Below are 25187 nucleotides of genomic sequence, written 5' to 3'. Positions count from 1 at the left end.
ATCACGGCGAAGCGACCCAGGCCGTTCACCACGGACCCACGGGTCCGTTCCCGCAAACAGAGGCATCGGACCCTCGGGCTCCCGCTGGTGGGTCTTCGGTTCCCGCGGACTCGCGGAGCGCTCCGGGGGACGAGTGCTCGCGGCACGCAAACCGCCGCCGGGGCCGGGCCTGTCGGGCCGGACCGTTCCGCGAGGGCTTCGACCCGATGGGGGCTTCGACCCGGTGGGGGGGCTTCGAACCGGCGGGGCGGTGCCGGTGCGCAGCAGGCCGGCGTTCGGCTGCTCGCCTCGGTCCTCTTCGTGGTGCGGTGGGGCGTCAGCCGCTGGACGGCGGGTGGGCCACCGAACCGGCAGGACGCACAGCGCCTTCGCGCTCACGGCCGGGGCGTACGCCCCGACCGCCGCCCAGCACTCCCGCTCCTGGCCGGGCCGGGGCATCCTCTGGCTGCACCTGTTCACGCACCTGTACCGGACCGGCAGCACGACAGCCGGAGCCCTGCTCGGCTCCCTCGTCCGCGTGATCCCGGCCGGTACCGCCTCCGCCCACTGAGGGGGGCACCCTGTTGAGCACCGGCAGCTACTTCGAGGCCGTCGACGAACACCGCTACAGACCCACGCCCCGTGCGAGCGGAGCGTGGGACCCCGACGAGCAGCACTTCAGCCCGTTGGACGGCCTGATCGTCCACGCCATCGACCGCCACCTGGCCGGGCGGGCGGACGGCGGCCTGGTCGTGTCCCGCACCAGCTTCGACATCCTCGGACGCCTCGCCCTCGACGAGTGCGGGATCCAGGTGGGGACCCTCCGGCCCCGGCCGGCCGGGGCCGGACGGTGAGGATCTGCCGGGCAGCGGGCCACGGCCCCTCCGGCCGCGGTCCGACCGCGCACGTTTCCCCTCGACCGCGCTCGCCGCGGCCGCCGAGCGGACCGTGGCCGGGTGCCCGCTCCCGTCGGACCCGGCGTTCACCGCCGCCGGTCACAGACCGGTGGCGGCGCGGACCAGTCCCGCGACCGCCGTCGAGCGGCTGTGCGGGGGCCAGGCGATGACCGTGGTGACGCGGGGGGCGTCCAGGACCGGTACGGCGGTGAGGTCTTCGCGCAGGCCGGTGCGGCCCGACTCCGGGACGACCGCGCAGGCGCGGCCGAGGGCGATGAGCTGGGTGAGCTGCGTGTGGTCGCGCACCTGCGGGCCGGGCCCGTCCGGGAAGGTGCCGTCGGGACGCGGCCAGCGGGGCAGGGGCAGGTCGGGAAGGCCGGTGACCTCGGCGAGCCGCAGGTGGGGGCGGACGCCGAGGGGGTGGCCCGCCGGGAGGATCGCGACCTGGCCCTCGGTGTGCAGGTCCTCGGCGTCGAAGCCGGCCGTGTCGTCGAACGGCCGGTGCAGCAGGGCCACGTCGGCCCGTCCGTCGCGCAGCACCTGTGCCTGCTCGCCCGGCCCGCACAGCACGACGTCCACGGCGACGGCGCCGGGCTCGGCGGCGTAGGCGTCGAGCAGTTTCGCCAGCAGTTCGCCGGAGGCGCCCGCCTTCGCGGCGAGGACCACGGCGGGGCGGCCGGCCGAGGCGAGGGCGGCCCGGCGGGTGCGCCGCTCGGCGGCCTCGACGCTGTCCAGGGCTGCCCGCGCCTCCCGCAGCAGCACCGACCCGGCCCCGGTCAGGGCGACGCCCCGGCTGCCACGTTCCAGAAGGGTGGCTCCCAGACGCCGTTCCAGCCTGCCGATCGCCCGCGACAGCGGGGGCTGGGCGATCCCGAGCCGCTGCGCGGCCCGGCCGAAGTGCAGCTCTTCGGCGACCGCGACGAAGTACCGCAGCTCACGTGTCTCCACCCCGCCAGCGTAACCGGGCCGTCCACGAGCGATACCCGGGCGGTATCGCCGTCCACCCGATCGGTCTTGGACGCCCCGCCGGGCGGGGGAGAAGTATCGGTGCCATGAATGAGACGAACATCGGGAACCACCACAGGATCGCACTGGTGACCGGGGCCAACAAGGGCATCGGGTACGAGATCGCCGCCGGGCTCGGCGCCCTCGGCTGGTCCGTCGGGGTCGGCGCGCGGAACGAGGAGCGGCGCGAGGCCGCTGTGGAGAAGCTGCGCGCGGCCGGGGCCGACGCGTTCGGCGTGCCGCTGGACGTGACCGACGACGCGAGCGTGAACGCGGCGGCCCGGCTGGTCGAGGAGCGGGCCGGGCGGCTCGACGCGCTCGTCAACAACGCGGGCATCACCGGCGGCGGACCGCAGGAGCCCACCACGGTCGACGTGAACCGGGTACGGGTGGCCGTGGAGACCAACGTGATCGGCGTCATCCGCGTCACCAACGCCCTGCTGCCGCTGCTGCGCCGTTCGCCGTCGCCGCGGATCGTGAACGTCTCCAGCAGCGTCGGCTCCCTCACCCTCCAGACCACGCCCGGCGCGGAGACGGGTCCGATCTCCGTCGCCTACGCGCCGTCGAAGACGTTCCTCAACGCCGTCACCGTGCAGTACGCCAAGGAACTGGCCGGCACGAACATCCTGGTCAACGCCGTCTGCCCCGGCTTCACCGCGACCGACCTCAACGGCTTCCGGGGAGTGCGCACCCCCCGGCAGGGCGCGGCCTCCGCGATCCGGCTGGCGACCGTGCCGGCCGACGGGCCGACGGGCCGCTTCTTCGACGACGAGGGCGAGGTGCCCTGGTGACGGGCGTGCGGTCCACGGCACCCCGGGGAGGTGGCGCGTGCGCGTCTTCGTGACCGGCGGGTCCGGCCGGATCGGCTCGGGCGTCGTGCCCGAGCCACCGGCGGCGGGGCACGAGGTGGTCGGGCCCGCCCGCTCCGGATCGCGGAGGAGGGCGTGGCGGCCCGGGCGACCGCCGGGGCGACCGGGCGCGGCCTCGGGCCGCCGGTGGTGTCCGTCGCCCCGGAGCAGGACGTGGTGGCGCGCTTCGGCCGGCCCGGTCACCTCCACGGCCTCGACGTACGGGCGTCCAGCACGCGCACCCGGGGCCCGCGCGGACGGCAGCCGGAGCAGCTCGGCCGGTGGCCGGCCTGGACGAGGGCCGCTGCTTCCGCCGATCCGGCACCGGCCCCGGACGTTGGGCACGTGCCGGTGCCGCCGGTATCCGCTCGGCCGTGCGGTGAGGACGTGCCGGCCGACTGGCCGGGGCCGGGTGTGGACCAGGTGCTGGGCACCGGCCGGACCGGCCTCGAAGGACAGCGGGCCGACGACGGCGACCGGATGAGGGAGGGCGCCCGCACGCTGCAGTGCTCCCCCTGAGCCGCGCAACGCCCGGCGGCAGCGGCCGCTCCCGTCCCACGGTCCCGACCACGGAGTCCAGCGGGGTCACCGGGGCACGTGGCACAGCCGTTCCGGCCGCACGGACGAGGCGTCGGGCAGTGGTCCCGCGGGGGCGCCGCGTGCCCGGGCGGAGGCACGTCATGGCGTGCTCACCGAGGTCCGCGGAGCGTCCCGGGCAGGCCGTGCCCCGCCGGTCGGCGTATGTCCGGAAGTGTTCGGTGCGTGGCGCACACCATTGACAGGCAGGGGCGGTCGTCGCTGTCATATGTGGCCGTCGGCCCAGGACCGGCCAAGGGTTTGATTTGTCATGGACTTGACCAATATGTGAGCGACAACGATGTCCGGCACCCCGGCACCCCGGCCGCCCGCCCCGCCGACCCCACCCCCCACCTCACACGCTTTCCACGGAGGAGCCGTGCGCAAGACCCCGGCCACCCTCGCCGCGACGGCCGCAGCCGTCCTGGTGGCGGTGGCACCGCACGCCGGCGCATCGGCCGGCACCGGCGCGGCCACCGCCCCGGCGGCCCGCTCGGTGGCGCCGGCCGCGGCCGCCGTGACCGCCCACACGGTCACGTTCGTCAACCACACCGGGCGCACGGTGTGGATCGGCAGCACCGTCAACGCCGACGGCTCGAAGCAGCTCACCGGGCTGCCGGTGCTGCAGCCGAACCAGTCGGCCACCATCACCATCCCCGAGACGGCCGATCCCGGGCACTGGCGCGGCAAGTTCTTCGCCCGCACGGACTGCAGCGGCTCCCCGGGCAGTACCTTCCACTGCCGGCTCGGCGACTGCGGCAAGTACGCCGACCACTGTGAGACGGGCGAACAGCCGGTCAGCCTCGCGGAGTTCAATTTCGACACCGCCGATGGCCTGGCCCCCTGGTACGACGTCAGCTACGTCAACGCCTTCTCGGTGCCCGTCACCATCACCCCGGTCAACGCGCGCCCCGGTGGCGGCGGTTGCGCCACGATGGGCTGCTCGGACAACCTGCTGCCGCTGTGTCCGGCCGAAGACCTCACCCGGTGGCCCGACGGCACGCCGATGCTGTGCACCAACCCCAACCGGGATGCCAAGACCTCCTACAGCAACATGATCGCCTCGCACTGCCCGCGGGCCTACGGCTGGTCGCGGCAGGACCAGGAACCCGGCAACCAGGTGATGCAACAGTGCAGTTCGTGCACCGGCTTCACCGTCGAGTTCCACACCGGCGCGTGAGGGGGGCGACCGTGCGCAGGACACGCATCCTCACCGTACTGCTGGCGCTGCTGGCCGTCCTCGCCACCTCCGGCACGGCCGGCGCCGACACCGACGCCGCGGACGCGGTCAAGAAGAAGGGCGTCAGCGCCTGGAACTTCGCCGGCGTCACCGACGCGCTGCGGGACTCGGGCTCCGGCTGGTTCTACACCTGGGCGGCGGACCCGCAACAGATCACCGCCCCGCCCGGCGTGGAGTTCGTCCCCATGATCTGGGGCGCCGGCTCCGTGACCGACGCGGAACTCGACCGGGCCCGGCAGCAGGGCACCACCCTGCTCGGCTTCAACGAGCCCGACATGCAGGGACAGGCCGCCATGACCGTGGAGCAGGCCCTCACCCTGTGGCCCCGGCTGCAGTCCACCGGCCTGCGGCTCGGTGCCCCCGCGGTCGCCTACGGCGGGGACACCCCCGGCGGCTGGCTCGACCGCTTCATGCAGGGCGCCTCCGCCCGCGGCTACCGGGTGGACTTCATCCCGCTGCACTGGTACGGCGCCGACTTCGACCCGGCCCGCGCCACCGGCCAGCTGCGGTCGTACCTGCAGGCGGTGTACGACCGCTACCACAAGCCGATCTGGCTCACCGAGTACGCCCTGACCGACTTCTCCTCCGGCACCCCGCGCTACCCGAGCCGGGCCCAGCAGGCGGAGTTCGTCCGGCAGTCCACCGCCATGCTCGGGCAGCTGTCGTTCGTCGAGCGCTACGCGTGGTTCACGCTGTCCACCAGCCGCGGCGACGGCACGGGCCTGTACGACGGCTCGGCCGCGAACGAGGTGGGCGCCGCCTACCGCGCGGTCGGCTGACCGCCGTCGCCGCCCCACCCGGTGGCGGCCGTTCACCGCAACGCCGGCCGACGGCCGCCACCGCCTTCCCGACGCGCCTGCACCGCACGGCACCACGCCGCCCCGAGAAAGGAACCCCCCATGCTCCGTGACCCCCTGCCGCTGCGGTCGGCCGCCGCGGTCGCCGCCGTGTGCGCGCTGGTCTCCGCCGCGCCCGCCACCGCGGCCGGGACCGGCTCGGCGGTCCGGGCCGCCGAGACCTGCTGGGCGACCCACTACGGCCCCCAGCCGGCCGGTGCGCTGACCGCCAGCGGCGAGGTGTTCGACAACAACGCCGACACCGCGGCCACCTCCCTGACCCGCTCGCCGCAGCTGCCGTTCGGGACCCTCGTACGGGTCGTGAACGTGGCCAACGGCGCCTCCCTGGTCGTCCGCATCAACGACCGCGGCACCTTCCAGCAGACCCCGCAGGAACCCAAGTGCCTGGACCTGACCGACGGCGCCTTCAGCCGGCTCGGCGGCAGCCTCGACCCCGACGCCGGCCACATCGTCGTCACCCAGGAAGTCCTCGGCTGAACCCGCCCGGAACAGGGGCCGGACGACGGACCGGGACCGTGTGCGGTGTGGTGGAAGGGGCCGGGTCCGTCGTGGGCGGCGCCGGCACGGCCGGATCCGCCACGCCCGCGCCGAGGTGCCGGCGCGCGCCCCGACGCGGTGGGACCGCTCGGCGTGGCGTGAGCGGTCCCACCGGAGTTCGAGCGATCGCCCCGGGCGGCCGGGCGGCCCCTTCCGGCCTCAGCAGGTGTCGTGCCGCGGTTCCCGGACCGAGCTGTCCGGGAACCCGGCCGGGGAAGTGGCGGCGGACGCCCGCGCGACGGCGGTTCGGCCCGGCTTCGACGGGAGCCGCAAGCACGCGGCGATCGTCTGCGTTCACCCCGGTAACGGCGTGAAGGAGCAGACGGCCGGGACCTACGCGCGGCACATGGCGGACAAGGGGTACGTCACGGTCGCATTCGATGCCTGCTACCAGGGCGAGAGCGGTGGTGGACCCAGGTACCTGGAGGAGCCGGCCGTCCGGGTGGAGGACGTCAGGTGCGCCGTCGATTTCCTGACCGCCCTTGCCCTACGTGGACGACCGGCGGATCGGTGTGCTCGGCGTGTGCGCCGGCGGCGGCTACGCGGTCAACGCCGCCATGACCGAGCACCGCATCAAGGCGGTCGGCGCGGTCGTCCCGGTGGACATCGGCCGGGCCCGCCGATCCGGCGGCTCCGTGATCGAGGACCTGGAAGCGGTGGGGGAGCGGCGTACGACCGGGGCCCGTGGCGGCGAGCCGCTGATCACCCACTGGATCCCCGACAGCCCGCAGGACGTGGCGGAGGCGGGCATCACCGACATCGACATGATCGAAGCGGTCGACTACCACCAGACGCCGTGGGGCCGGCGCGAGCGATCGGTGAACCGGCTCCAGTGCCGCAGCGTCGCGTCGGTGATCGCGTTCGACGCCTTCCACCTGGTCGACGAGCTCCTGACGCCGACCTCGCCGACACCACCGCCCGGGCCGTCGCGGAGCGGGCCCGGCCGCTCGCCCGCCGCGCCCGCCCGGCCCTGCCTGCCGGACCTCGCGGAGCCGGGACCGGTCACCACCGTCGGGCCACGGCACGGCTGTCAGCGTGCGTCCCCGGCTCCCGGTGCGGTGGACGCCCATTGACTCCCGTTTGGACGTCCGTTCCCCGAGCGTTCAACTGGCGATCTCCGTCCGCGTCGTGTGGAGTCCCTAGGGTCCATAAGGCTTTCGAAAGAAGGAACCCATGGACTCACACCTCGCGGTCCGGGCTCGCGGCATCACCAAGTGCTTCGGTGATGTCATCGCGCTCGACGGCGTCGATCTGGATGTGGCGCAGGGCCGGATCCACGGCCTCGTCGGACCGAACGGCGCCGGCAAGACGACACTGCTCGGACTCCTGCTCGGCCTGGCCGCGGCCGACAGCGGCAGTCTCGAGATCCTCGGCACGCCGGTGGGCCGGGCGTTCGAGGCCCCCGGAGGCGTCTCCGGGTTCGTGGACGGGCCAGGTCTGTACCCCTCGCTCACCGCCCGGCAGAACCTCGCCGCGCTCGCCGCTCTGCGCGGCGGCGGCACGCGGACGGCGGGGATCGACGACGCGCTCGACCAAGTGGGGCTCACCGACGTCGCCGACGACCGCACCCGCGGCTTCTCCCTGGGCATGCGCCAACGGCTCGGTCTCGCCGCGGCCCTGCTCACCAAGCCGCGGCTGCTCGTCCTGGACGAACCCTCCAACGGCCTGGACCCGGCAGGCAAGAAGCACGTCCACGGTGTCCTCACCCGGCTCGCCCGGGAGGGAACCGGCGTCGTGCTGTCGAGTCACCGCATGGACGACCTGGAAGCCCTGTGTTCCGCGGTCACCATCCTCGCGACCGGCCGGGTCGTCTTCTCCGGTCCACTGGGCGGGCTGACCGCCGGGAACCGCGAACTCGACTACCGGCTCGTCACGTCCGGCCCGGAGCACGCCCGCCGACTGGCCGTCGGCACACCCGGAATCCGCCTGGCCGACGATGCCGGGGGACACCGGGACCGTGAGGCGCTCGTGGTGCGCGCGTCGGTGCCGGCCCTCGACGACCTGGTGGTGCGGCTCGTCCGGGCCGGCGTCGCCCTGCGTGAACTCACCCCGGTCGTCTCCCCCTTGGAGGCGGCCTTCCTGGCCCTGACCGAGCAGTCGGCCGGCGTCCACGGCGTCCGGCAACGGCAGGACGGCACCGCCGGCCCGCAGCAGACCGGCGTCCAGCGCCAGGAGGCCGGCCGATGACCGCGACCGCATCCCCTGAGCACGCCGCCGTATCGGGCGGTGCCTCAGTTGCCCGGAGCTACCGCTTCGAAGTCGTCAAACTCGTCTCGCAGTGGCGGATCCGCCTGCTGGTCCTGGCCTGCTGGACCGCGCCGGCACTGTTCGTGGCCGGGGTGAGCCGGCAGAGCACACTGCCCACGGACACCCTCTTCGGCCGCTGGATGCACGCCACCGGTTGGGCCGGGCCACTGGTGACGCTCGGGTTCGCCGGCACCTGGGCGCTCCCGCTGCTCGTCTCCGTCGTCGCCGGTGACGTGTTCGCCGCCGAGGACCGGCTCGGCACTTGGCGCCACCTGCTCGTCGCCGTCCGCTCACCCCGGCGGATCTTCGCCGCGAAGGCGCTGGCCAGCCTGACCGTCATCCTGCTGCTCGTGGCCGGGCTGGCCGTCTCCAGCACGGCCGGCGGGTTGGCGGCCGTCGGCAACCAGCCGCTGGTCGGCCTCGACGGCCGTCTGCTCGCGCCGGGGGACGCCGCCGGCCGGGTCCTGCTCGCCTGGACCTGCGTGCTCGCCCCGGCCCTGGCACTCGCCGGAATCGGGCTCCTCGGGTCGATCGTGCTTGCACGGTCCCCGATGGGGCTGCTGCTGCCCGCGCTCGTCGCGCTGGCGATGCAGCTCGCCCAGATGCTGCCGCTCCCCGTCGCCGTCCGCCTCGCCCTGCCCGGCTGCGCCTTCACCGCCTGGAACGGCCTGTTCACCAGCCCGGTGCAGCTCGCCCCGCTGCTGACCGGCATCGTTGTCGGCCTCCTGTGGGCCGCGGCCGCGACCGCGCTGGCCTGTGCGCTGTTCCTGCGGCGCGACTTCACCGACCTCACCGACGACGGCTCAGCGCGCCGCGCGGTCACCGTGGGTGCCCTGCCGCTCGCGGGGCTGTTCGGGGTGACGGTCGCGGTCGTGGCGGCGACGACCACGGTCGCCGGCTCCGGAATCGACCGCGCCGGGGTACAGGCTTCCCTCGCCACGGAGTTCGCGCACCTGTACCGCATGCAGACCCGGCAGCTCCACCGGCCCGCCGTCACGGAAGCGCAGCTGAACACCTCGGCGACGTGCACCAAGGCCGGCGTCCAGGACGACGCCCGCGGCCCGGGCAACGACTGGCGGTGCGTCGTCTCCTGGCACCTGCCGGGCGTCGCGGCCACCGGGTCGGCCGTCTACCAGCTCGACATCACGGCGGACGGGCGGTTCGTCGCCGACGGCGACGGACCGAAGGGCGTGAACGGCTACTTCCTGGTGCGGACTCCGACGGGAGACGCACCGAACCCGCTGTGGCAGTTCGACGGCGACGTCGAACTGCTCTCCACCTCCCCGAAGGGATGACCTCATGCAGACCACACGCCGCCGGCAGGCCAAGAAGGAGTACTACGTCCTGCTGGGCAGACGCGTCGGCCGCCGGGCAACGCTGCTCACGGCATGCATCACCACGGCCGCCCTGGCCACCGGCACCGCCGTCGCCGGAACGCGCCAGTTCGGCACCGACCGGGTCGGCCAGGTGACCGCCCGGGGCCAGGTCCTCTCCGCCGACCAGTACATCTCCCCGTACGGCGACCGCCTCGTCATCAACGACGGCAAGATCATGTCCTCGACGGTCAGTCCGGACGGCGGCCATCTCGCCGCCTCGGTCACCGACGGCGACGCGGCGTTGGTCGTCGTGGATCTCGCCACCGGGCGGGTGAAGCAGCGCATCGGCACCGCCGCCGCGGACGACCTGCGCATCGGCAGTGCCTCCGTCGGCCAGGAAGGCCCCACGTACTCACCCGACGGCAAGCAGTTGTGGCTCGGCCAGACCGACGGTTACACCAAGTTCACCGTGAACGAGGACGGCACCCTTTCCAGCCCGGTGACCGTCAGGATCCCGGCCGACGGCGGCAAGCACGCCCTGGCCGCCGTGGCGGTGTTCTCGGCCGACGGCTCCACCGTGTACTCCGCCGTCAACGGGCAGAACCGGGTGGTCGCCATCGACACCGCCACCGGGGCGATCGAGCAGGACTGGGCAGTGGGCAACGCCCCGCGCGGCATGGCCCGGGTCGGTGAGAAGCTCTACGTCAGCAACGAGGGCGGGCGGCCCGCGAAGGCCGGCGACACCACGATGAACTCCTACGGCACCCAGGTGCCGGCCGACCCCGGGACCGGTGCCACCACCACGGGCACGGTCAGCGTCATCGACCTGGCCGACCCGTCCGCCGCCGTCCGGACCACGGACGTCGGCCTGCACCCGACCGCGGTGTACGCCAGGAACGGCGCCGTGTTCGTCACCAACACCGCCGACAACGACGTGTCGGTCATCAGCACCCGCAACGACAAGGTCGTGCAGACCATCTCCACCCAGCCGTGGCCGGAGGCGTCGGTCGGATACGAGCCCGACGCGGTGACGCTCACCGACGACGGCCACCTGCTGGTGACGCTCGGTCGCGCCAACGCCGTCGCCGTCTACCGCTACACCTCCCCGCAGGAACCGGTCAGCTACGTCGGCCTGCTTCCGACGGACTACTTCCCCGCCGAGATCACCACCGTGGGCGAGAAGGTCGTCATCTCCCACACCCGCGGCATCGACGCGCGCCGCCCCGGCGGCGCCGGCCGCGGCACCCACGACACGACCTCCAGCCTCACGCAGTTCACCCTCCCCGGCGACCGTGTCATCCGCTCCCAGACCGCGAAGGTCTTCCGGCAGAACGGCTGGAGTCCCGGCTCCGTCCAGCTCGCCAACGGCAGGAGCCACGCGCAGCCGCAGCCGGTCCCGGTGCGGATCGGCGACCCGTCGACGATCAAGCACGTCTTCCTGATCGTCAAGGAGAACCGCACCTACGACCAGGTCCTCGGCGACATCGCCAAGGGCGACGGCGACCCGTCGTTGACGCAGTTCGGCGAGAACGTGACGCCGAACCAGCACGCGCTGGCCGAGCAGTTCGGGCTGTACGACAACACCTACGACATCGGCACCAACTCCGCCGAGGGCCACAACTGGCTGATGCAGGCGGACAACCCCGAGTACACCGAGTCCTCGGCCGGCGAGTACGCGCGCAGCTACGACACCGAGGACGACGCCCTCGGCCACCAGAAGACCGGCTTCCTGTGGACCGGTGCGCAGGCCGCCGGCAAGACCGTGCGGGACTTCGGCGAGTTCCAGCAGTTCCTGACCAAGCCGGCCGGCGCGAGCTGGCAGAACCTGTACTGCGACGCCAGGAACATGGACGCGACCGGGCAGGGCACCGCCTACCCCCTGAACTCGTCGTCGCCGATTCCGTCGCTCAACAGCGTGTCCGTGCCCGGTTTCCCGAAGTTCGACACCAGCGTCCCGGACCTCTACCGGTACGAGATCTGGAAGCAGGACTTCGAGAAGAACGGTCCGGCGAACCTGAACATGTTCTGGCTCTCCAGCGACCACACCGGTGGTCCGGCCAGTCCGGCCGCCCAGGTCGCCGACAACGACCTCGCCACCGGCAGGATCGTCGACGAGATCTCGCACAGCCCGTACTGGAAGGACTCGGCGGTCTTCGTCGTCGAGGACGACTCCCAGGCCGGCCTGGACCATGTCGACGGCCACCGCGCCCCGATCCAGATCATCAGCCCCTGGGCCCAGCACGGTGTCGTCGACGACCACTACTACTCGCAGATCACGGTCGTCCGCACCATCGAGCAGATCCTCGGGATCCGTCCGATGAACCAGAAGGACAGCGCGGCCACCCCCATGCGAGGGGCGTTCACCCGGCACCCGGACCGCACGCCGTTCACGGCGCTGCCCAACCGGACCCCGTTGACCGACGGCCTGAAGACCCCACCGTCCTGCGGTGCGGACACCCCCGCCCCGCAGGACCCCGGGGCGGCGGCCGTGCCGTCGGCGAAGGTGCCGGCGGACAGGAAGCCGCTCGCCGCCGAGTGGGAGTCCTGGAAGTCGAAGCAGCGCCTGACCGGCCCCCAGGCCGTCCCCGACTACGCCAATCCGGCGCAGATGAACCACTTGACGTGGTACGAGACGCACAACTGGGGCAAGCCGTACCCCGGGGAGAAGGAGATCTACGCACCGAACGACGTGCCCGGCGCCTTCATCCCGTCGGCGGAGTCCGACGACTGACACGGACCGCCCCGGCCCAGGACCCCCGGCGGGCCACACCGCCAGGGGTCCTTCGCGTTCCCGCGGCGGCGGGGCGGCAGGGTCAGCCGCCGACGTGGATGCCGGGGCGGCGGTCGGGGTCGGGTTCGTGTTTGCGGATGATCTCGCGGGTGACGGGGGCGGTGTCGCCGCGGCCGAGGAGGAAGTAACGGAACATGTGCTTGAGCGGGCTGCCCTCGGCCCAGGCGAAGTAGCAGTGCGGGCGTATGCCGGTGGCGTTGCGCAGGGCCAGCAGGATCGCTGCGATGGCGTTGGGGGCGGCCGGGGCCTGGGCGCGCAGGACCCGGTAGCCGTCGACTTCGACGCCGTGGACGGCCAGGGTGTCGCTGAAGTCGGACGGATCGACCACGTCGATCTCCAGGAAGAGGACGTCGGCCCGGCCGGGGACCGGGTTGGAGCCGCGCTGCTCGCGCTCCTTGCCGGCGTACTCGGCCCGGTCGCCGGCCTGGCGGCGGTTGGCGATGATGTTCAGGGAGCGGTCGTGGGCGAGGCTGTCGGCGACGAACCGGCGGGCAGCGGTGTCGAACTCGATGCTGTCGGCGCGCAGTTCGGTGGTGCGGGAGATCCGGGAGACCAGCGACACGAGGATGATCCCGGCGATGAAGACGGCGGAGATGGCGATGCCGTCGGGTTTGTCGACGATGTTCGCCACCAGTGCGTAGAGCAGCGCCGTGGTGAGCAGGGCGAAACCGACGGTGGTCGTGCGCTGACGGCGGCGGGCGGCCGATACGGTCACGGCGAAGGCACCGGAGACCATCATCGCCAGGACGCCGGTGGCGTAGGCGCCCGCCTGGGCGTTGACGTCGGCGTCGAAGGCGATGGTGATGCCCACGCACAACCCCGTGTAGACGAGGACGACCGGGCGGACCGCGCGGCCCCATTCGGGGGCCATGCCGTAGCCGGGCAGGTAGCGGGGGACGATGTTGACCAGACCCGCCATCGCGGATGCGCCGGCGAACCACAGGATCAGGATGGTGCTGATGTCGTATGCGGTGCCGAACGCCTCCCCGAGGCGTTCGTGGGCCAGCCACGCCAGGGCCCGGCCGTTGGCGCCACCACCGGCCTCGAACTCCTTGTGCGGGATGAGCACGGTCGTCACGAAGCTCGCGGACAGCAGGTAGACGCTCATGATCACCGCGGCGACGGTGAGCAGCTTGCGGGTGTTGCGGACCCGGGACTCCAGCCGCTGGCCGGGGCCGGTGCCCTCGGCGGCCACGAGCGGCATCATGCTCACCCCCGTCTCGAATCCCGACAGGCCCAGCACCAGCAGTGGGAAGGCCAGCAGCGCGGGGCCGGCGAGGTCCGTCAGGCCGCCTCCGGTGTCGGCCAGGGCACCGGTCCAGGCCGCCCACGCCCCGTCGCTGGTGGCCACGTCCGCCAGACCGACGGCGACGACGACCGCGTTCAGGAGGAGGAAGACGGCCACCAGAGGGATGGCGACACTGACCGCTTCGCTGAAGCCCAGCAGGAACACCCCGCCGAGCAGCAACAGCAGCGCGACGGTGATGGCGACCTCGTGACCGTGCAGGGCGTGCGGCAGGTAGGGGTTTTCCACCATGTGCACCGAGGCGTCCGCCGCGGACAGGGTGATCGTGATGATCCACGAGGTGGCGACGAACCCGAGCAGCACCAGGACGAACAGCTTGCCCCACCAGAAGGGCAGCAGGTCCTCCAGCATCGCCACCGAACCGGCCCCGTAGGGGCTTTCCCGCGCCACCCGCCGGTACATCGGCAGCATCCCCAGCAAGGTCAGCGCCACGATGATCAGCGTGGCCAGCGGAGAGACCGCCCCGGCCGCCAGTGCCGCGATCGCCGGCACGTAGGCCAGGCTGGAGAAGTAGTCCACGCCCGTCAGGCACATCACCTTCCACCACGGATGCGGCTCACCGTGCCCCTCGCCGGCGGCCGGTCCGACCGGCTGCACCCGGTGGCGCAACAACCAGCCGGCCAGCCGGCCGGCGGACTGCGTCCGCAGCGCGGGGCTGTCCACCATCGCCGGCAGGACCGGCCCACTCTCCTTCACCGTTTTCGTCCCCTCTTCCTCGCTGTCCGGCCCACCGGCCGTTCCGCTCGTCACCGCGCACCACCGACCGTGGAGACGGTGATGAGGGCTTCGTCGTCCCTCCGGCCCGTCGATCACCTGCCCTGCGCACGAGCCGGTAAGCCGGACCGGTCCGACCACGTGGTGCCACTGAGCCGCACCTTTGCAGGTTTCTTGACGAAACCGCAGGACTGGAAGGCCGCACCAGGGCAATGAGCGAGGGGTGACTCGTATGGCAATCGTCGCCCTGACCCTGGCCGCCGGCATCGCGGCGGCCGTTGCAGCGGTCGTTGTGTCGCCCTGGTGGTGCCCGGCCGCCGTACCGCTCGTCCTGCTGGGTCTGCTGGGTGCGGCGGACCTGCTGCAGCGTCGGCATTCGGTGCTGCGCAACTACCCCGTCCTGGGGCACGCCCGCTTCCTCCTGGAGCGGATCCGCCCGGAACTGCAGCAGTACTTCGTCGAGCGGAACTTCGACGGGCGCCCCTTCGACCGGGACGTGCGCACCATCGTCTACGAACGGGCGAAGGGCACGGACGCCGAACAGCCGTACGGCACCGAACGGGACGTGTACGAAACCGGCTACGAGTTCCTGGTGCCGTCGATGGCCCCCTGCCCGGTGCCGAAAACCCCCGTGCGGGTGCGGATCGGTGGGCCCGACTGCCGCCGCCCCTACGACATGGCGCTGCTGAACGTCTCGGCGATGAGCTTCGGCTCGCTGTCGGCGAACGCGATCCTCGCGCTCAACGGCGGAGCGGCGGCCGGGGGCTTCGCCCACGACACCGGCGAGGGCGGCCTGTCGGAGTACCACCTCAGGCCGGGCGGGGACCTCGTCTGGGAGATAGGCACCGGCTACTTCGGCTGCCGCACCCGGGACGGCGACTTCGATCCCGCCGAGTTCACCGACAAGGCCGCGCACGATCACGTCAAGTGCGTGTCCCTCAAGCTCTCCCAGGGCGCCAAACCGGGTATCGGCGGGGTCCTGCCGGGTGCGAAGGTCAATGCCGAGATAGCGAAGGTGCGGGACGTGCCCGAGGGACGGACGGTGATCTCGCCGCCGTACCACAGGGTGTTCTCCACCCCGCGCGAACTCGTCCGCTTCATCGCCCGGATGCGGGAGCTGTCCGGCGGCAAGCCGACCGGGTTCAAACTGTGCGTGGGCTCGCGCCGGCAGTTCCTCGCCGTGTGCAAGGCCATGCTGGCGGAGGGCACGGCCCCCGACTTCATCGTCGTGGACGGAGGGGAAGGCGGTACCGGAGCCGCGCCCCTGGAATTCGCCGACCACGTGGGGACCCCGCTGACCGAGGGCCTGCTCACCGTGCACAACGCCCTCGTCGGCGCGGGCCTGCGCGACCGCGTCAGAATCGGGGCGAGCGGCAAGATCGCCACGGGCACCGACCTGGTCAAACGCCTGGTGCAGGGCGCCGACTACGGCAACGCGGCCCGGGCGATGATGTTCGCCGTCGGCTGCATCCAGGCCCAGCGGTGCCACACGAACACCTGCCCCACCGGTGTGACGACACAGGACCCCCGGCGCGCCCGCGCCCTCGACGTCCGCGACAAGACGCCGCGCGTCCAGCGTTTCCAGGAGGCGACCGTGGCCAGCGCCCTGCAGATCATGGCGTCCATGGGCGTCACCGATCCCGCCGAGCTGCGTCCCCACATGCTCCGCCGGCGCATCGACCCCTACACCGAACGCTCCTACGAGGAGCTGTACGAATGGCTCGCGCCAGGGCAACTGCTCGCCGAGCCCCCCACTCCTGGGCGGCCGACTGGGAGGCCGCCGATCCCGACCGATTCACCGTCTGACCCTGGAGGACTCAAGTGGCCCGTACCGTCGCCCGCGTCATCGTGGACGCACTGAGCGAACTCGGCGTGCGTCAGGTCTTCGGCGTCGTGGGAGACGCGCTCAATCCCCTGACGGACGCCATTCGCAACACCGAGGACCTGGAATGGGTGGGTTGCCGGCACGAGGAGGCGGCGGCGTTCGCCGCGAGCGCCCAGTCGCAGCTCTCGGGCACTCTCGGTGTCTGCATGGGAACGGTCGGACCCGGCTCCGTCCACCTGCTCAACGGGCTGTACGACGCGGCCAAGAGCCACACCCCCGTCCTGGCGATCGCCGGCCAGGTGCCGCTCGCCGAACTCGGCACCGACTACTTCCAGGAAGTCGACAACGACGCGCTCTTCAGCGACGTGGCCGTCTTCCGCGCGACCATCACCTCTCCCGGCCAACTGCCGCAGATGCTCGAGACGGCGGTGCGCCACGCCCTGGGCCGCAAGGGGGTCGCCGTCCTGACCGTGCCCGGCGACCTGGGCGAGCGCGAACTGGACACGGACCGCCCGGCCAGGTTCTCCCTGAACGCCCCGCTCAGCCGGCCGGAGGAGTCCGCCGTGCGCAGGGCGGCCGAACTCCTCGACGGCTCGGAGCGGGTCACGCTGCTCGTCGGACGGGGCGCCCGCGGCGCCCGCGAGGACGTGCTGACCCTCGCCGACCGGCTGGCCGCGCCGATGGTGCTCACGCTCAAGGCCAAGGAGGGCTTCGAGGGCGACGCCAACCCGTTCCAGGTCGGCCAGACCGGGCTGATCGGCAACCCGGCCGCCGCGTCGGCCCTCCAGCAGGCGGACACCCTGCTGCTGCTGGGGACCGACTTCCCCTACCGGGACTGGTACCCGGCGGGGAAGACCGTCATCCAGGTGGACACCGAGGCGGCCCACATCGGGCGGCGCGTACCGGTCGACGTCGGTCTCGTCGGCGACACGGGCGCGACCGCCCGTGACCTTCTCACCCACCTCGCCGCCGCTCCCGCCGGGACGGAGGGCGCGCGGGACCGCTCGCACCTGGAGGAGGCACGTGAGCGTTTCGGACGGTGGCGCGAGAGCCAGGCGCGGCTGGCCGACCCGGCACACGACAAGGGCCTGATCGGCCGGGTGCGCTCCTCGCTCGACAACCGCACCCACGACATCCGGCCGGAGGCACTGGCGGCAGTGGTGGACCGGCTGGCCGACGACGACGCCGTCTTCACCTCCGACACGGGCATGGCGACGGTGTGGCTCTCGCGTTTCGTCGAGATGCGGGGTGCGCGGCGGCTCATCGGCTCCTACAACCTCGGCTCGATGGCCAACGCGATGCCGCAGGCGCTGGGCGCCCAGTGCCTGGACCGCGAGCGGCAGGTCGTCGCCTTCTGCGGGGACGGCGGGCTGAGCATGCTCCTCGGAGACCTGATGACGCTGAAGACGCACCGCCTCCCCGTGAAGCTCGTCGTCTTCGACAACCGCCGTCTGGGCATGGTCAAGCTGGAACAGGAGCAGGCCGGCCTCCCGGAGTTCGGCACCGTCCTCGACAACCCCGACTTCGCCGCCGTCGCCACGGCCATGGGCATCCCCGGGATCCGCGTGACCGACCCGGCCGAGCTGGAGGAGGCCGTACGCCGCGCCTTCGACACCCGTGGGCCGGTGCTGCTCGACGTGCTCACCAACCCGGACGAGATCGCGGTGCCGGCCAAACCGACGGTCGAGCAGGGTTGGGGGTTCGCCCTGGCCAAGGTCAAGGAGATCGTGCGCAGCCACGGGGACGACGACGCGCTCTGACGCGGACACGAAGGCGGCCCCGAGCCCGCGGCCCGCGCATGCCGCCGGGCCGGGGCCGCTGCGCTCCCGTCCGCCGGCGGCCCGCGCGGGCCACGGGCTCGGCGGTGCCGGGTTCCGGCGGCCGGCCGGCCCACGGGTACCCGCCCGCCACCCGCCGCTCACCCCCGGCCGGCGGGCCGCCGGGCCCGGGCCCGGGTCCCCCGGCCCGGGGGACCCGGCCGCTCGGCCCCGCCGCGCACCGCGCGTCCCCCCGCCCCACGCCGCGCTTCACGCGTCCGCCCGTCCCCCGGGGCCGCTGCCCGCCGCCCGCCCAGGAGCCGGTCGCCGTACCGTTGCCGCGGTCAGCGAGATCAAATAGGCTCACCCACGTGAACACCGGATCGGCGCCACGCCACGCACGGATCGGCCACCCGGTGGGAGGCTGATCGCACAGCGGGTGCGCAGCAGGCACCCACGTTCCGCACGCGGACCTCCCCGCGCTCGCGCACCACGAGTCCGTTCTCCGTGCCGAGCAACAGCGAGGTCAGCCGAATGACAGTCACGTTCAACCACACCATCATCGCCGCCAGGGACCGCAACGAGTCGGCCCGGTTCTTCCGGGAGCTGCTGGAACTTCCCCAAGCACCGTCCTGGGGCCCCTTCACCAACATCCAGCTCGGTGACGGCGTGCTGCTCCAGTTCGCCGAGCCGCCGGTGGAGATCCAGATGCAGCACTACGCGTTCCTGGTCGACGACGAACTGTTCGACCGGGCGTACCGGCGACTGCGTGGTCGCGGCATCGAACACTGGGCCGACCCGCGGATGCGGCGCCCCGGCGAGATCAACAACGAGCACGGCGGTCGCGGGGTCTACTTCAAGGACCCCGCCGGTCACGCGATCGAGCTGATCACCCGCCCGTACCTGTAGCCGGGACGGCCTGTCCGGGTGCCCGGAACGCGGCGCCCGGACAGGCAGCCGCCGGCGAACCCCGTCGCTCCGGAGCGCCACGGCCGCTCGTGCCCTCGCCCCCGCCACCGGCCTGCCCCTCGCCCCCTCGCCGTCCGGCGCCGTCACCTTCGCCGTCGACGCGGGACTGCACGGCCTCGGCCGGGAAGGGGACGGGCTCACCGTCTCCCCGCACTCCGTCCTGCTGCGCGCCGCCCGGCGTCCGCGCCGCCCTGGCCGCCTGCCCCCACCTCGGCAACCGCCCCGACCGCAGCCTCGACGTGTGGACCCGCTGGGGCGTCTGCGACACCGTCCTCGGCGTCCACGACGAGGTGCTCGACTTCTGCCGCGCGGTACTCGCCGAGGTGATGAACGTCTTCCCGTCGCCCGGCGGGCCGGCGCCCCCCTCGTCAGAGGTGGCCCCCGGGTACGGCCGGGGGAGGACCAGTGCTCGGACCGCGACTGCGCCGCCGGACCGCCCGCTCCGGTCCGCGTGATCACGGCCCGCTGCCACACCCTTCGCGTTCTCGCGCCCGACGGCCGTTCGGGCACGCCGGCGGAGCCCGTCGTCAAGGGACGAGGCTGTGACCGGCAGGGACGCACCCGCAGGGAAGTGCCGGTCCGCGTCGTGCACGAGGTCGTCAGCAGGCGCGGCCGGACCGGGACGGGGACCTGCCGGGACGGGTGGCGGGAAGGAGCCGGCAGGACCCCTGGGCCGCCGGTGCGAGGTGAGCCCCCCACCGGCGGCCGGTGCGCCGAGCGCGGTTCCGGCCCCTCTACGCGTGCCGGTCGGCGAGATGCCGCCGGGCGGATTCGAGCGAGCCCGTCAACCAGTAGGTGTCCGGCACGTTCAGCCCCACGTACTGGGCCTCCTCTTCGAGGCCGCCGTCCGGACCGTAGAGGCGCACGACCGGGGCCGGGAGTTCGTCGTTGAACTCGGGCGGGTCCCACCCCACGACCCGGCCGAGGCAGGCTTCCCCCTCTTCGGTCCGGGCCGCGTAGAACAGCAGGTAGTGCGCCGGGTCGATGAGGAACGGGTCGGCACGATGAGCCATGGGCCTACCGTGCGGCCGCGGCCACGATCCGGTGGACGACGCTTCCCGCCACGCCTGCTCCACGTCCTGGACCGTCCGGCCCATCCAGTACCTCTCGGTCCGGCTCCCCAGCGAAACGTACTCGGGGCGGCCCTCCGTCCCGTCCTGACCGAGGAACCGCACGACCGGCTCGATCGCAGGCGTGGTGATCCCGTTGAACGCCCGGTAGAAGGCGACGACCCGCCCCCACCGCAGCCGCCCGCCCCCGTCCTCGCCGTAGAAGAACCGTCCGTGCCGGTAGTACTCGTCGGTGATGTCCTCGTACTGCGGCCAGTGCTCATGCTGCGCGTTCCGGTAGTTCATCAAGGCCCTCCCCGACGGTGCCGGACCTTCCCAACGGCGCCGGCAGGGCGCACAGGCTACTACCCGCTGCGCCGGCCTCCCGAGCCGCCTTCGCCGGTCGCCGGGGACGAACCCGTGGTGCCGCGGGGGCCGGCGGTTCCCGGTTCCCGCGGTGCGCCGGTGGGACGCGGCGTCCACGAGCGGGGGCGAAACGGAGGTCGCGCGGTGCACCAGCCGGGTGGCGCCGGTGTAGACCGGATGCCGTAGTGCCCCGTGTGAGCGGAGGAGCGGCGGGGCATCCCATCCTGCATGCGCATCGTGGTCACCGGAGCGACCGGGAACATCGGTTCCGTCATCGTGCGACGGCTGCGTGCCGAGGGCGCGCACGACCTGGTGGGCCTGGCCCGGCGGCTGCCCGAAGGTCCCGACGGCCGCGGTGTCGACTGGCGCTCGGTGGACCTCAGCACCGAGGCCTGCCAGGACGCGCTCGCGGAGGCGTTCACCGGCGCGGACGCGGTCGTCCACCTGGCGTGGGGGTTCCAGCCGTCCCACGACCTCGCCTACCTCGCCGAGCTCGGCATCGGCGGCACCCGCCGCGTGCTCCGGGCCGTCACCGAGACCGGTGTCCCGCACCTGGTCCACATGTCCTCGGTCGGCGCCTACTCACCGAAGAGGGACGACCGTCCGGTCGACGAGTCCTGGCCCACCGGAGGCGTGCGCAGCTCGCGGTACAGCCGGCACAAGTCGGCGGCCGAGCGCCTCCTCGACCGGCACGAGGCCTCCGGCGCCGGCACCCTCGTCACCCGCCTGCGGCCGGGGATCGTCGGGCAGCGCGCCGCCGGCAGCGCCCTCCTCCGGTACGGCGTGCCCGCCCTGGTGCCCTCCAGGGTGCTCGACCTGCTGCCGGTCCTGCCGATGGACCGGCGGATGACCGTCCCGATGGTCCACACCGACGACGTGGCCGAGGCGATCGTCGCGGTGCTCCGCCGACGCGCGGGCGGTCCGTTCAACCTCGCCGCCGACACGCCCGTGACCGCGGCGGTCCTCGCGGACGCGCTCGGCGCCAGGCTGGTGCACGTGCCCTCCGCGGTGGTCCGCGCCGCCATGTCGGCCGCCTGGCACGCGCACCTGCAACAGGTCGACACCGGATGGCTCGACATGGGCTTCGCGCTCCCGACGCTGGACACGACCCGCGCGCGCACGGAACTCGACTGGGCACCGGTCAAGGACGGCCCGCAGGTGCTCGCCGAGGTGATCGAGGGCATGAAGGAGGCCGCGTCCGGCCGGACACCCGTGCTGCGCCCGCGCACCGTCCTCGGCGCGCTCGGCGACTCGATCCGCCGCGGGCCGGTCGCCGTGCGGCGGTACCCGTGACCGCCGGCGCGGCCCCGACGCGCCCCGGGCCGCCGCCCGTGCTCGCGCTGTTCACCGTCGCCCACGGCGGGCCGGCTCTGGCGGTCGGCGCCATCGCGGGCCTGCTCACCCTCCGCAGCGACCTGCGCCCGCTCGACGCCGCCGTCGTCACCGCGGCGGTGCTCACCGGCCAGCTCACCATCGGCTGGGGCAACGACCTGCGCGACCTCCCTCGCGACCGCGCCGCCGGCCGCACCGACAAGCCGTTGGTCACCGGAGCCCTCCCGGTCGGCTGGGCGGTGCGCGCCCTGGTCGTGACCGGGCTCGCCTGCCTCGTGCTGTCCGCGCTCGTCGGCTGGCGCGGCGCGCTGGTCAACGTCGTCCTCGGCGCCGGCGCGGGCCACGCCTACAACCTGGGGCTCAAGGCGACCCGGTGGTCGTGGGCGCCGTACGCCAGTGCCTTCGGGACGCTGCCCTCGGTCGTCACCCTCGCCGGCCCCGCCCCGGCCTGGGCGCCGCCGTGGGCGACCGGTGCCGGCGCCGCGCTCGGTGTCGGGGCGCACCTGCTCAACACGCTGCCCGACCTCGCCGACGACGAACGCACCGGCGTCCGAGGCCTGCCGCACCGGATCGGCGAGCGCCCTTCGCGCGTCCTGGCCGTCGTGCTGCTGTCCGCCGCCTCGCTGCTGGCCGTGCTCGGTCCCGCCGGGCCCCCTGCAACATGGGCGTGGGCGGCCCTCGCGCTGGTGGCGGTCCTCGTGGTGCTCACGTGGGCCACCCGCGGCCGTGCTCCGTTCCGGGCCGCGGTGGCCATCGCCCTGCTCGACGTCGTGCTGCTCGTGGCGGCCGGTTGATGGCGTCGGCACCCACCCACTGGGACCTCGCGGTGGTCGGCGCCGGACCGGCCGGTGCCGCCACCGCCCTGGGCGCACTGCACGCCGACCCCGGACTGCGCGTCGCCCTCCTGGACCGGGTGGATTTCCCGCGGGACAAGGCCTGCGGCGACGGAGTGGCCCCGCACGCCCTCGACCTCCTCGCGGGGGTCGGTGCCACCGGTTTCGTCGACGACCGGGTCCCGGTCGACCGCCTCCGCCTCGGCCGCGGCGGCCTGGTCGCCGAGCGCCGTATGGCCCGCTCGGCGTGGGTGGTACCGCGCCGGATCCTCGATGCCCGGCTGGTCGACGCGGCGGTCGCCGCCGGCGCACGACTCCTGCGGCACCGCGTCCGCGACCTGTGGCAGGACACCGACGCGGTGGTCCTGGACGGGGAGGTCCGCGCCGCGGTCGTGGTCGGCGCCGACGGTGCCCACTCGGTCGTCCGGCGCGCGCTCGGCCGGTCCCGGGGGCCGGTGGCCCTGGCGCTGCGTGGATACGCCCCGGTCACAGCCGGGCGGCGCGGCGCGCAGGTCATCGAGTTCGGCACCCGGCACCAGCCGTCGTACGCCTGGTCCTTCGACCGCGGTGACGGCCTCGCCAACGTCGGGTACGGCGAATCCCTCCACGAGGACCGTCCGGCGCCGACCCGTGCCCGCCTGCTCGAGCGCATCGAGGCGCTCCTGCCCGGCGCCACCGAGGGCGGGCGGCACTGGGTCGGGCACCACCTGCCGCTCTCGACGGCGCGCTGGTGCCCTCCGGCCGGCCCCGTACTGCTCGTGGGTGATGCCGCCTGCCTGGTGAACCCGCTGACCGGGGAGGGCATCCACCACGCCGTGGCCACCGGCATCGCGGCCGGTCGCGCTGCCGCCGCGGCCCTGCGTGAGGGACGGCCCGAGCGGGCTGGGGAGCGGTACGCCCGTGCCACCCGCCGGATGCTGCTGCCCCACCTGCGCCACACCGCCCTGGCCGCCCGCCTCGCCCGCAGCACGCGCGCCGTCGAGGCCGGGCTGCGGGCCTCGGCCGCCGACCAGCGTGTCTTCGACGACTTCGTCGAACTCGGTCTGGCCGGGGGCCGGCTCACCCCCGCCGTCGCGCTCGGCCTCGGCCGGGCGTTCCTCGCGCCCCTCCGTCCGACCGGCCGACCTCAGGAGCCAGCATGACCATGCGCGTCCTCAGCGTCCGCGGCGTCCTGCCCGAGCACTGCCACCGGCAGGAGGAGATCACCGAGTCCTTCACCACCACGCTGGCCGAGGGCACGGTCGACCGCGGTGTCGTCGAGCGGCTCCACCACAACGCGTGCGTCGAGACCCGGCACACCGTCCTCCCACTGGAGGAGTACGCCCGGCTCGGGGACTTCGGCCGGTCGAACGACACCTTCATCCGGGCCGGTGTCGAGCTCGGCGGGCGCGCGGTCGTCGACGCGCTCAAGGACGCCGGCCTCACGCCGGCCGACGTCGACTACGTCGTGTCGTGCACGGCGACCGGTCTGGCCGTCCCCACGCTCGAGGCCCGCGTCGCGGCCCGGATCGGGCTCCGCCCCGACGTGGTGCGCCTGCCCCTCGTCGGCCTCGGCTGTGTCGCCGGCGCGGCCGGCATCGCACGCCTGCACGACCTGCTGTGCGGTCGTCCGGACGGGGTCGCGGTGCTGATGTCGGTCGAGCTGTGCTCGCTCACGCTGCAGCGCCAGGACACCTCGGTCGCCAATCTCGTGGCGAGCGGCCTGTTCGGGGACGGCGCCGCGGCGGTGGTCGCCGTCGGTCCCGAGCATCCGCTCGCACGGTCCGACGACCCCGTCCGCCCCGAGGTGCTCGCCTCGCGCAGCCGCCTCTACCCCGACTCGGAGCGCACGATGGGCTGGGACGTCGGTTCCGGCGGGTTCAGGATCGTGCTCGACTCCTCGATCCCCGGCCTCGTGCGCCGGTACGTCGGTGACGACGTCCGCGGCTTTCTCGCCGACCACGGGCTGAGCGACGACGACCTCGGCTGGTACGTCGCGCATCCCGGTGGCCCCAGGGTCATCGAGGCGCTGCAGGACGCCCTCGGGGTCGGACGGGACGTCCTGGGCGTGACCTGGGAATCCCTGCGCCGGGTCGGCAACCTGTCCTCCTCCTCGGTGCTGCACGTCCTGGCGGACACGCTCGCCGACCGCCCGCCCCGGCCCGGCTCCTACGGGCTCCTGCTCGCCATGGGGCCGGGTTTCTGCTCCGAACTCGTGCTCCTGCGCGCCGCGGGGGACGAGGGGTGAACGGTCAGGTCCTGTTCACCGCCCTGGTCCTGGCCGTCGGTCTGGAGCGGGCCGCCGAGCTGGTCGTGGCCCGCCGCAACGCCGCCTGGAGCCTCGCGCGCGGCGGCGTGGAGTCCGGGCGGGGGCACTACCCGGTCATGGTGGTGCTGCACACGGGACTGCTGGCCGGTGCGCTCGCGGAGGTCTGGGTGCGCCGGCCGGACGCCGTACCGGTCCTCGCCTGGAGCATGCTCGCCCTCGTCGCGGCCTCGCAGGCGCTGCGCTGGTGGTGCATCGCCACCTTGGGCCGGCAGTGGAACACCCGGGTGATCGTCGTGCCCGGTGCTCCGCGCGTGACCGGCGGCCCCTACCGCCGGCTCCCGCACCCGAACTACGCCGCCGTCGCCGTCGAGGGGATCGCGCTCCCGCTGGTGCACTCGGCCTGGGTCACGGCGGTCGTCTTCACCGTGCTGAACGGGTTCCTGCTCACCGCCCGCATCCGCGCCGAGGCCGCCGCCCTGGCGCGGCTGGCCTGAGG

Annotated in this window: 20 protein-coding genes and 3 pseudogenes; 20 read left to right on the top strand and 3 right to left on the bottom strand. The window is 73.6% G+C overall.

Annotated features, from left to right (window positions below):
* The first annotated feature begins 334 nt into the window (after window positions 1-334).
* Window positions 335-550, top strand: coding sequence for a hypothetical protein (locus QQY24_RS01595; RefSeq protein WP_301970834.1), 216 nt, complete (start codon window positions 335-337; stop codon window positions 548-550).
* A gap of 13 nt (window positions 551-563) precedes the next feature.
* Window positions 564-809: pseudogene (locus tag QQY24_RS01590) on the top strand (thioesterase family protein); the annotation flags it as partial.
* 165 nt (window positions 810-974) lie between these two features.
* Here QQY24_RS01590 and QQY24_RS01585 read toward each other — a convergent pair.
* A complete protein-coding gene (locus QQY24_RS01585) occupies window positions 975-1823 on the bottom strand; it encodes a LysR family transcriptional regulator (protein WP_301970833.1) in 849 nt (282 codons plus the stop codon).
* Window positions 1824-1927: 104 nt separating this feature from the next.
* Between QQY24_RS01585 and QQY24_RS01580 the strand changes: the two genes are divergently transcribed.
* From QQY24_RS01580 to QQY24_RS01540, 9 genes are all read left to right on the top strand, one after another.
* Window positions 1928-2671: an SDR family oxidoreductase gene (locus QQY24_RS01580; protein WP_301970832.1), complete on the top strand. Its 744-nt coding sequence runs from the start codon at window positions 1928-1930 to the stop codon at window positions 2669-2671.
* Between the two features lie 153 nt (window positions 2672-2824).
* On the top strand, window positions 2825-3247 hold the full coding sequence (locus QQY24_RS01575) for a hypothetical protein (protein ID WP_301970831.1): 423 nt from the start codon (window positions 2825-2827) through the stop codon (window positions 3245-3247).
* A gap of 436 nt (window positions 3248-3683) precedes the next feature.
* The gene (locus QQY24_RS01570; RefSeq protein ID WP_301970830.1) at window positions 3684-4484 is read left to right on the top strand and encodes a thaumatin family protein; all 801 of its coding nucleotides are present in this window, start codon (window positions 3684-3686) and stop codon (window positions 4482-4484) included.
* Window positions 4485-4495: 11 nt separating this feature from the next.
* On the top strand, window positions 4496-5323 hold the full coding sequence (locus QQY24_RS01565) for a glycoside hydrolase family protein (RefSeq protein WP_301970829.1): 828 nt from the start codon (window positions 4496-4498) through the stop codon (window positions 5321-5323).
* A gap of 120 nt (window positions 5324-5443) precedes the next feature.
* Entirely contained in the window at window positions 5444-5878 is a 435-nt protein-coding gene (locus QQY24_RS01560) for a septal ring lytic transglycosylase RlpA family protein (protein ID WP_301970828.1), read from the top strand.
* A 542-nt stretch (window positions 5879-6420) separates the two neighbouring features.
* Window positions 6421-7011, top strand: coding sequence for an acetylxylan esterase (locus tag QQY24_RS01555; protein WP_301970827.1), 591 nt, complete (start codon window positions 6421-6423; stop codon window positions 7009-7011).
* A gap of 100 nt (window positions 7012-7111) precedes the next feature.
* Window positions 7112-8125, top strand: coding sequence for an ABC transporter ATP-binding protein (locus tag QQY24_RS01550; RefSeq protein WP_301970826.1), 1014 nt, complete (start codon window positions 7112-7114; stop codon window positions 8123-8125).
* Window positions 8122-9480: an ABC transporter permease gene (locus QQY24_RS01545; RefSeq protein ID WP_301970825.1), complete on the top strand. Its 1359-nt coding sequence runs from the start codon at window positions 8122-8124 to the stop codon at window positions 9478-9480. Before QQY24_RS01550 ends, QQY24_RS01545 begins: the two co-directional genes overlap by 4 nt.
* 4 nt (window positions 9481-9484) lie before the next feature.
* Window positions 9485-12232, top strand: coding sequence for an alkaline phosphatase family protein (locus QQY24_RS01540; protein WP_301970824.1), 2748 nt, complete (start codon window positions 9485-9487; stop codon window positions 12230-12232).
* An 82-nt stretch (window positions 12233-12314) separates the two neighbouring features.
* Here the strand turns inward: QQY24_RS01540 and QQY24_RS01535 are convergent, their stop codons facing one another.
* Window positions 12315-14294, bottom strand: coding sequence for an amino acid transporter (locus tag QQY24_RS01535; RefSeq protein WP_301970823.1), 1980 nt, complete (start codon window positions 14292-14294; stop codon window positions 12315-12317).
* Between the two features lie 241 nt (window positions 14295-14535).
* Here QQY24_RS01535 and QQY24_RS01530 point away from each other — a divergent pair.
* The 4 genes and pseudogenes from QQY24_RS01530 to QQY24_RS01515 form a co-directional block, all read left to right on the top strand.
* Window positions 14536-16118, top strand: a pseudogene (locus QQY24_RS01530) (FMN-binding glutamate synthase family protein).
* A 15-nt stretch (window positions 16119-16133) separates the two neighbouring features.
* Window positions 16134-17897, top strand: a complete 1764-nt coding sequence (locus QQY24_RS01525; protein ID WP_301970822.1) for a thiamine pyrophosphate-dependent enzyme — start codon at window positions 16134-16136, stop codon at window positions 17895-17897.
* A gap of 531 nt (window positions 17898-18428) precedes the next feature.
* Window positions 18429-18803, top strand: coding sequence for a VOC family protein (locus QQY24_RS01520; protein WP_301970821.1), 375 nt, complete (start codon window positions 18429-18431; stop codon window positions 18801-18803).
* 239 nt (window positions 18804-19042) lie between these two features.
* Window positions 19043-19210 (top strand): annotated as a pseudogene (locus tag QQY24_RS01515) (beta-hexosaminidase); the annotation flags it as partial.
* A gap of 387 nt (window positions 19211-19597) precedes the next feature.
* Here QQY24_RS01515 and QQY24_RS01510 read toward each other — a convergent pair.
* The gene (locus QQY24_RS01510; RefSeq protein WP_301970820.1) at window positions 19598-20218 is read right to left on the bottom strand and encodes a hypothetical protein; all 621 of its coding nucleotides are present in this window, start codon (window positions 20216-20218) and stop codon (window positions 19598-19600) included.
* A 288-nt stretch (window positions 20219-20506) separates the two neighbouring features.
* On the opposite strand from QQY24_RS01510, the gene QQY24_RS01505 reads away from it, so the two are divergent.
* From QQY24_RS01505 to QQY24_RS01485, 5 genes are read left to right on the top strand one after another with little or no spacing between them, the layout of a single operon-like run.
* A complete protein-coding gene (locus QQY24_RS01505; RefSeq protein ID WP_301970819.1) occupies window positions 20507-21571 on the top strand; it encodes an NAD-dependent epimerase/dehydratase family protein in 1065 nt (354 codons plus the stop codon).
* Complete coding sequence (locus tag QQY24_RS01500) at window positions 21568-22404, top strand: UbiA family prenyltransferase (protein WP_301970818.1); 837 nt, start codon at window positions 21568-21570, stop codon at window positions 22402-22404. Before QQY24_RS01505 ends, QQY24_RS01500 begins: the two co-directional genes overlap by 4 nt.
* A complete protein-coding gene (locus tag QQY24_RS01495) occupies window positions 22404-23585 on the top strand; it encodes an NAD(P)/FAD-dependent oxidoreductase (protein ID WP_301970817.1) in 1182 nt (393 codons plus the stop codon). Before QQY24_RS01500 ends, QQY24_RS01495 begins: the two co-directional genes overlap by 1 nt.
* Window positions 23582-24670 carry a type III polyketide synthase gene (locus tag QQY24_RS01490; RefSeq protein ID WP_301970816.1) on the top strand — a complete coding sequence of 363 codons (1089 nt, stop codon included), beginning with the start codon at window positions 23582-23584 and terminating at the stop codon, window positions 24668-24670. Before QQY24_RS01495 ends, QQY24_RS01490 begins: the two co-directional genes overlap by 4 nt.
* Window positions 24667-25185 carry an isoprenylcysteine carboxyl methyltransferase family protein gene (locus QQY24_RS01485; protein ID WP_301970815.1) on the top strand — a complete coding sequence of 173 codons (519 nt, stop codon included), beginning with the start codon at window positions 24667-24669 and terminating at the stop codon, window positions 25183-25185. Before QQY24_RS01490 ends, QQY24_RS01485 begins: the two co-directional genes overlap by 4 nt.
* The last annotated feature ends 2 nt before the right edge of the window (window positions 25186-25187 follow it).

The organism is Streptomyces sp. TG1A-8 (assembly GCF_030499535.1).
Classification (GTDB): Bacteria; Actinomycetota; Actinomycetes; order Streptomycetales; family Streptomycetaceae; genus Streptomyces.
This window is presented reverse-complemented; position numbering and strand designations above follow the sequence as displayed.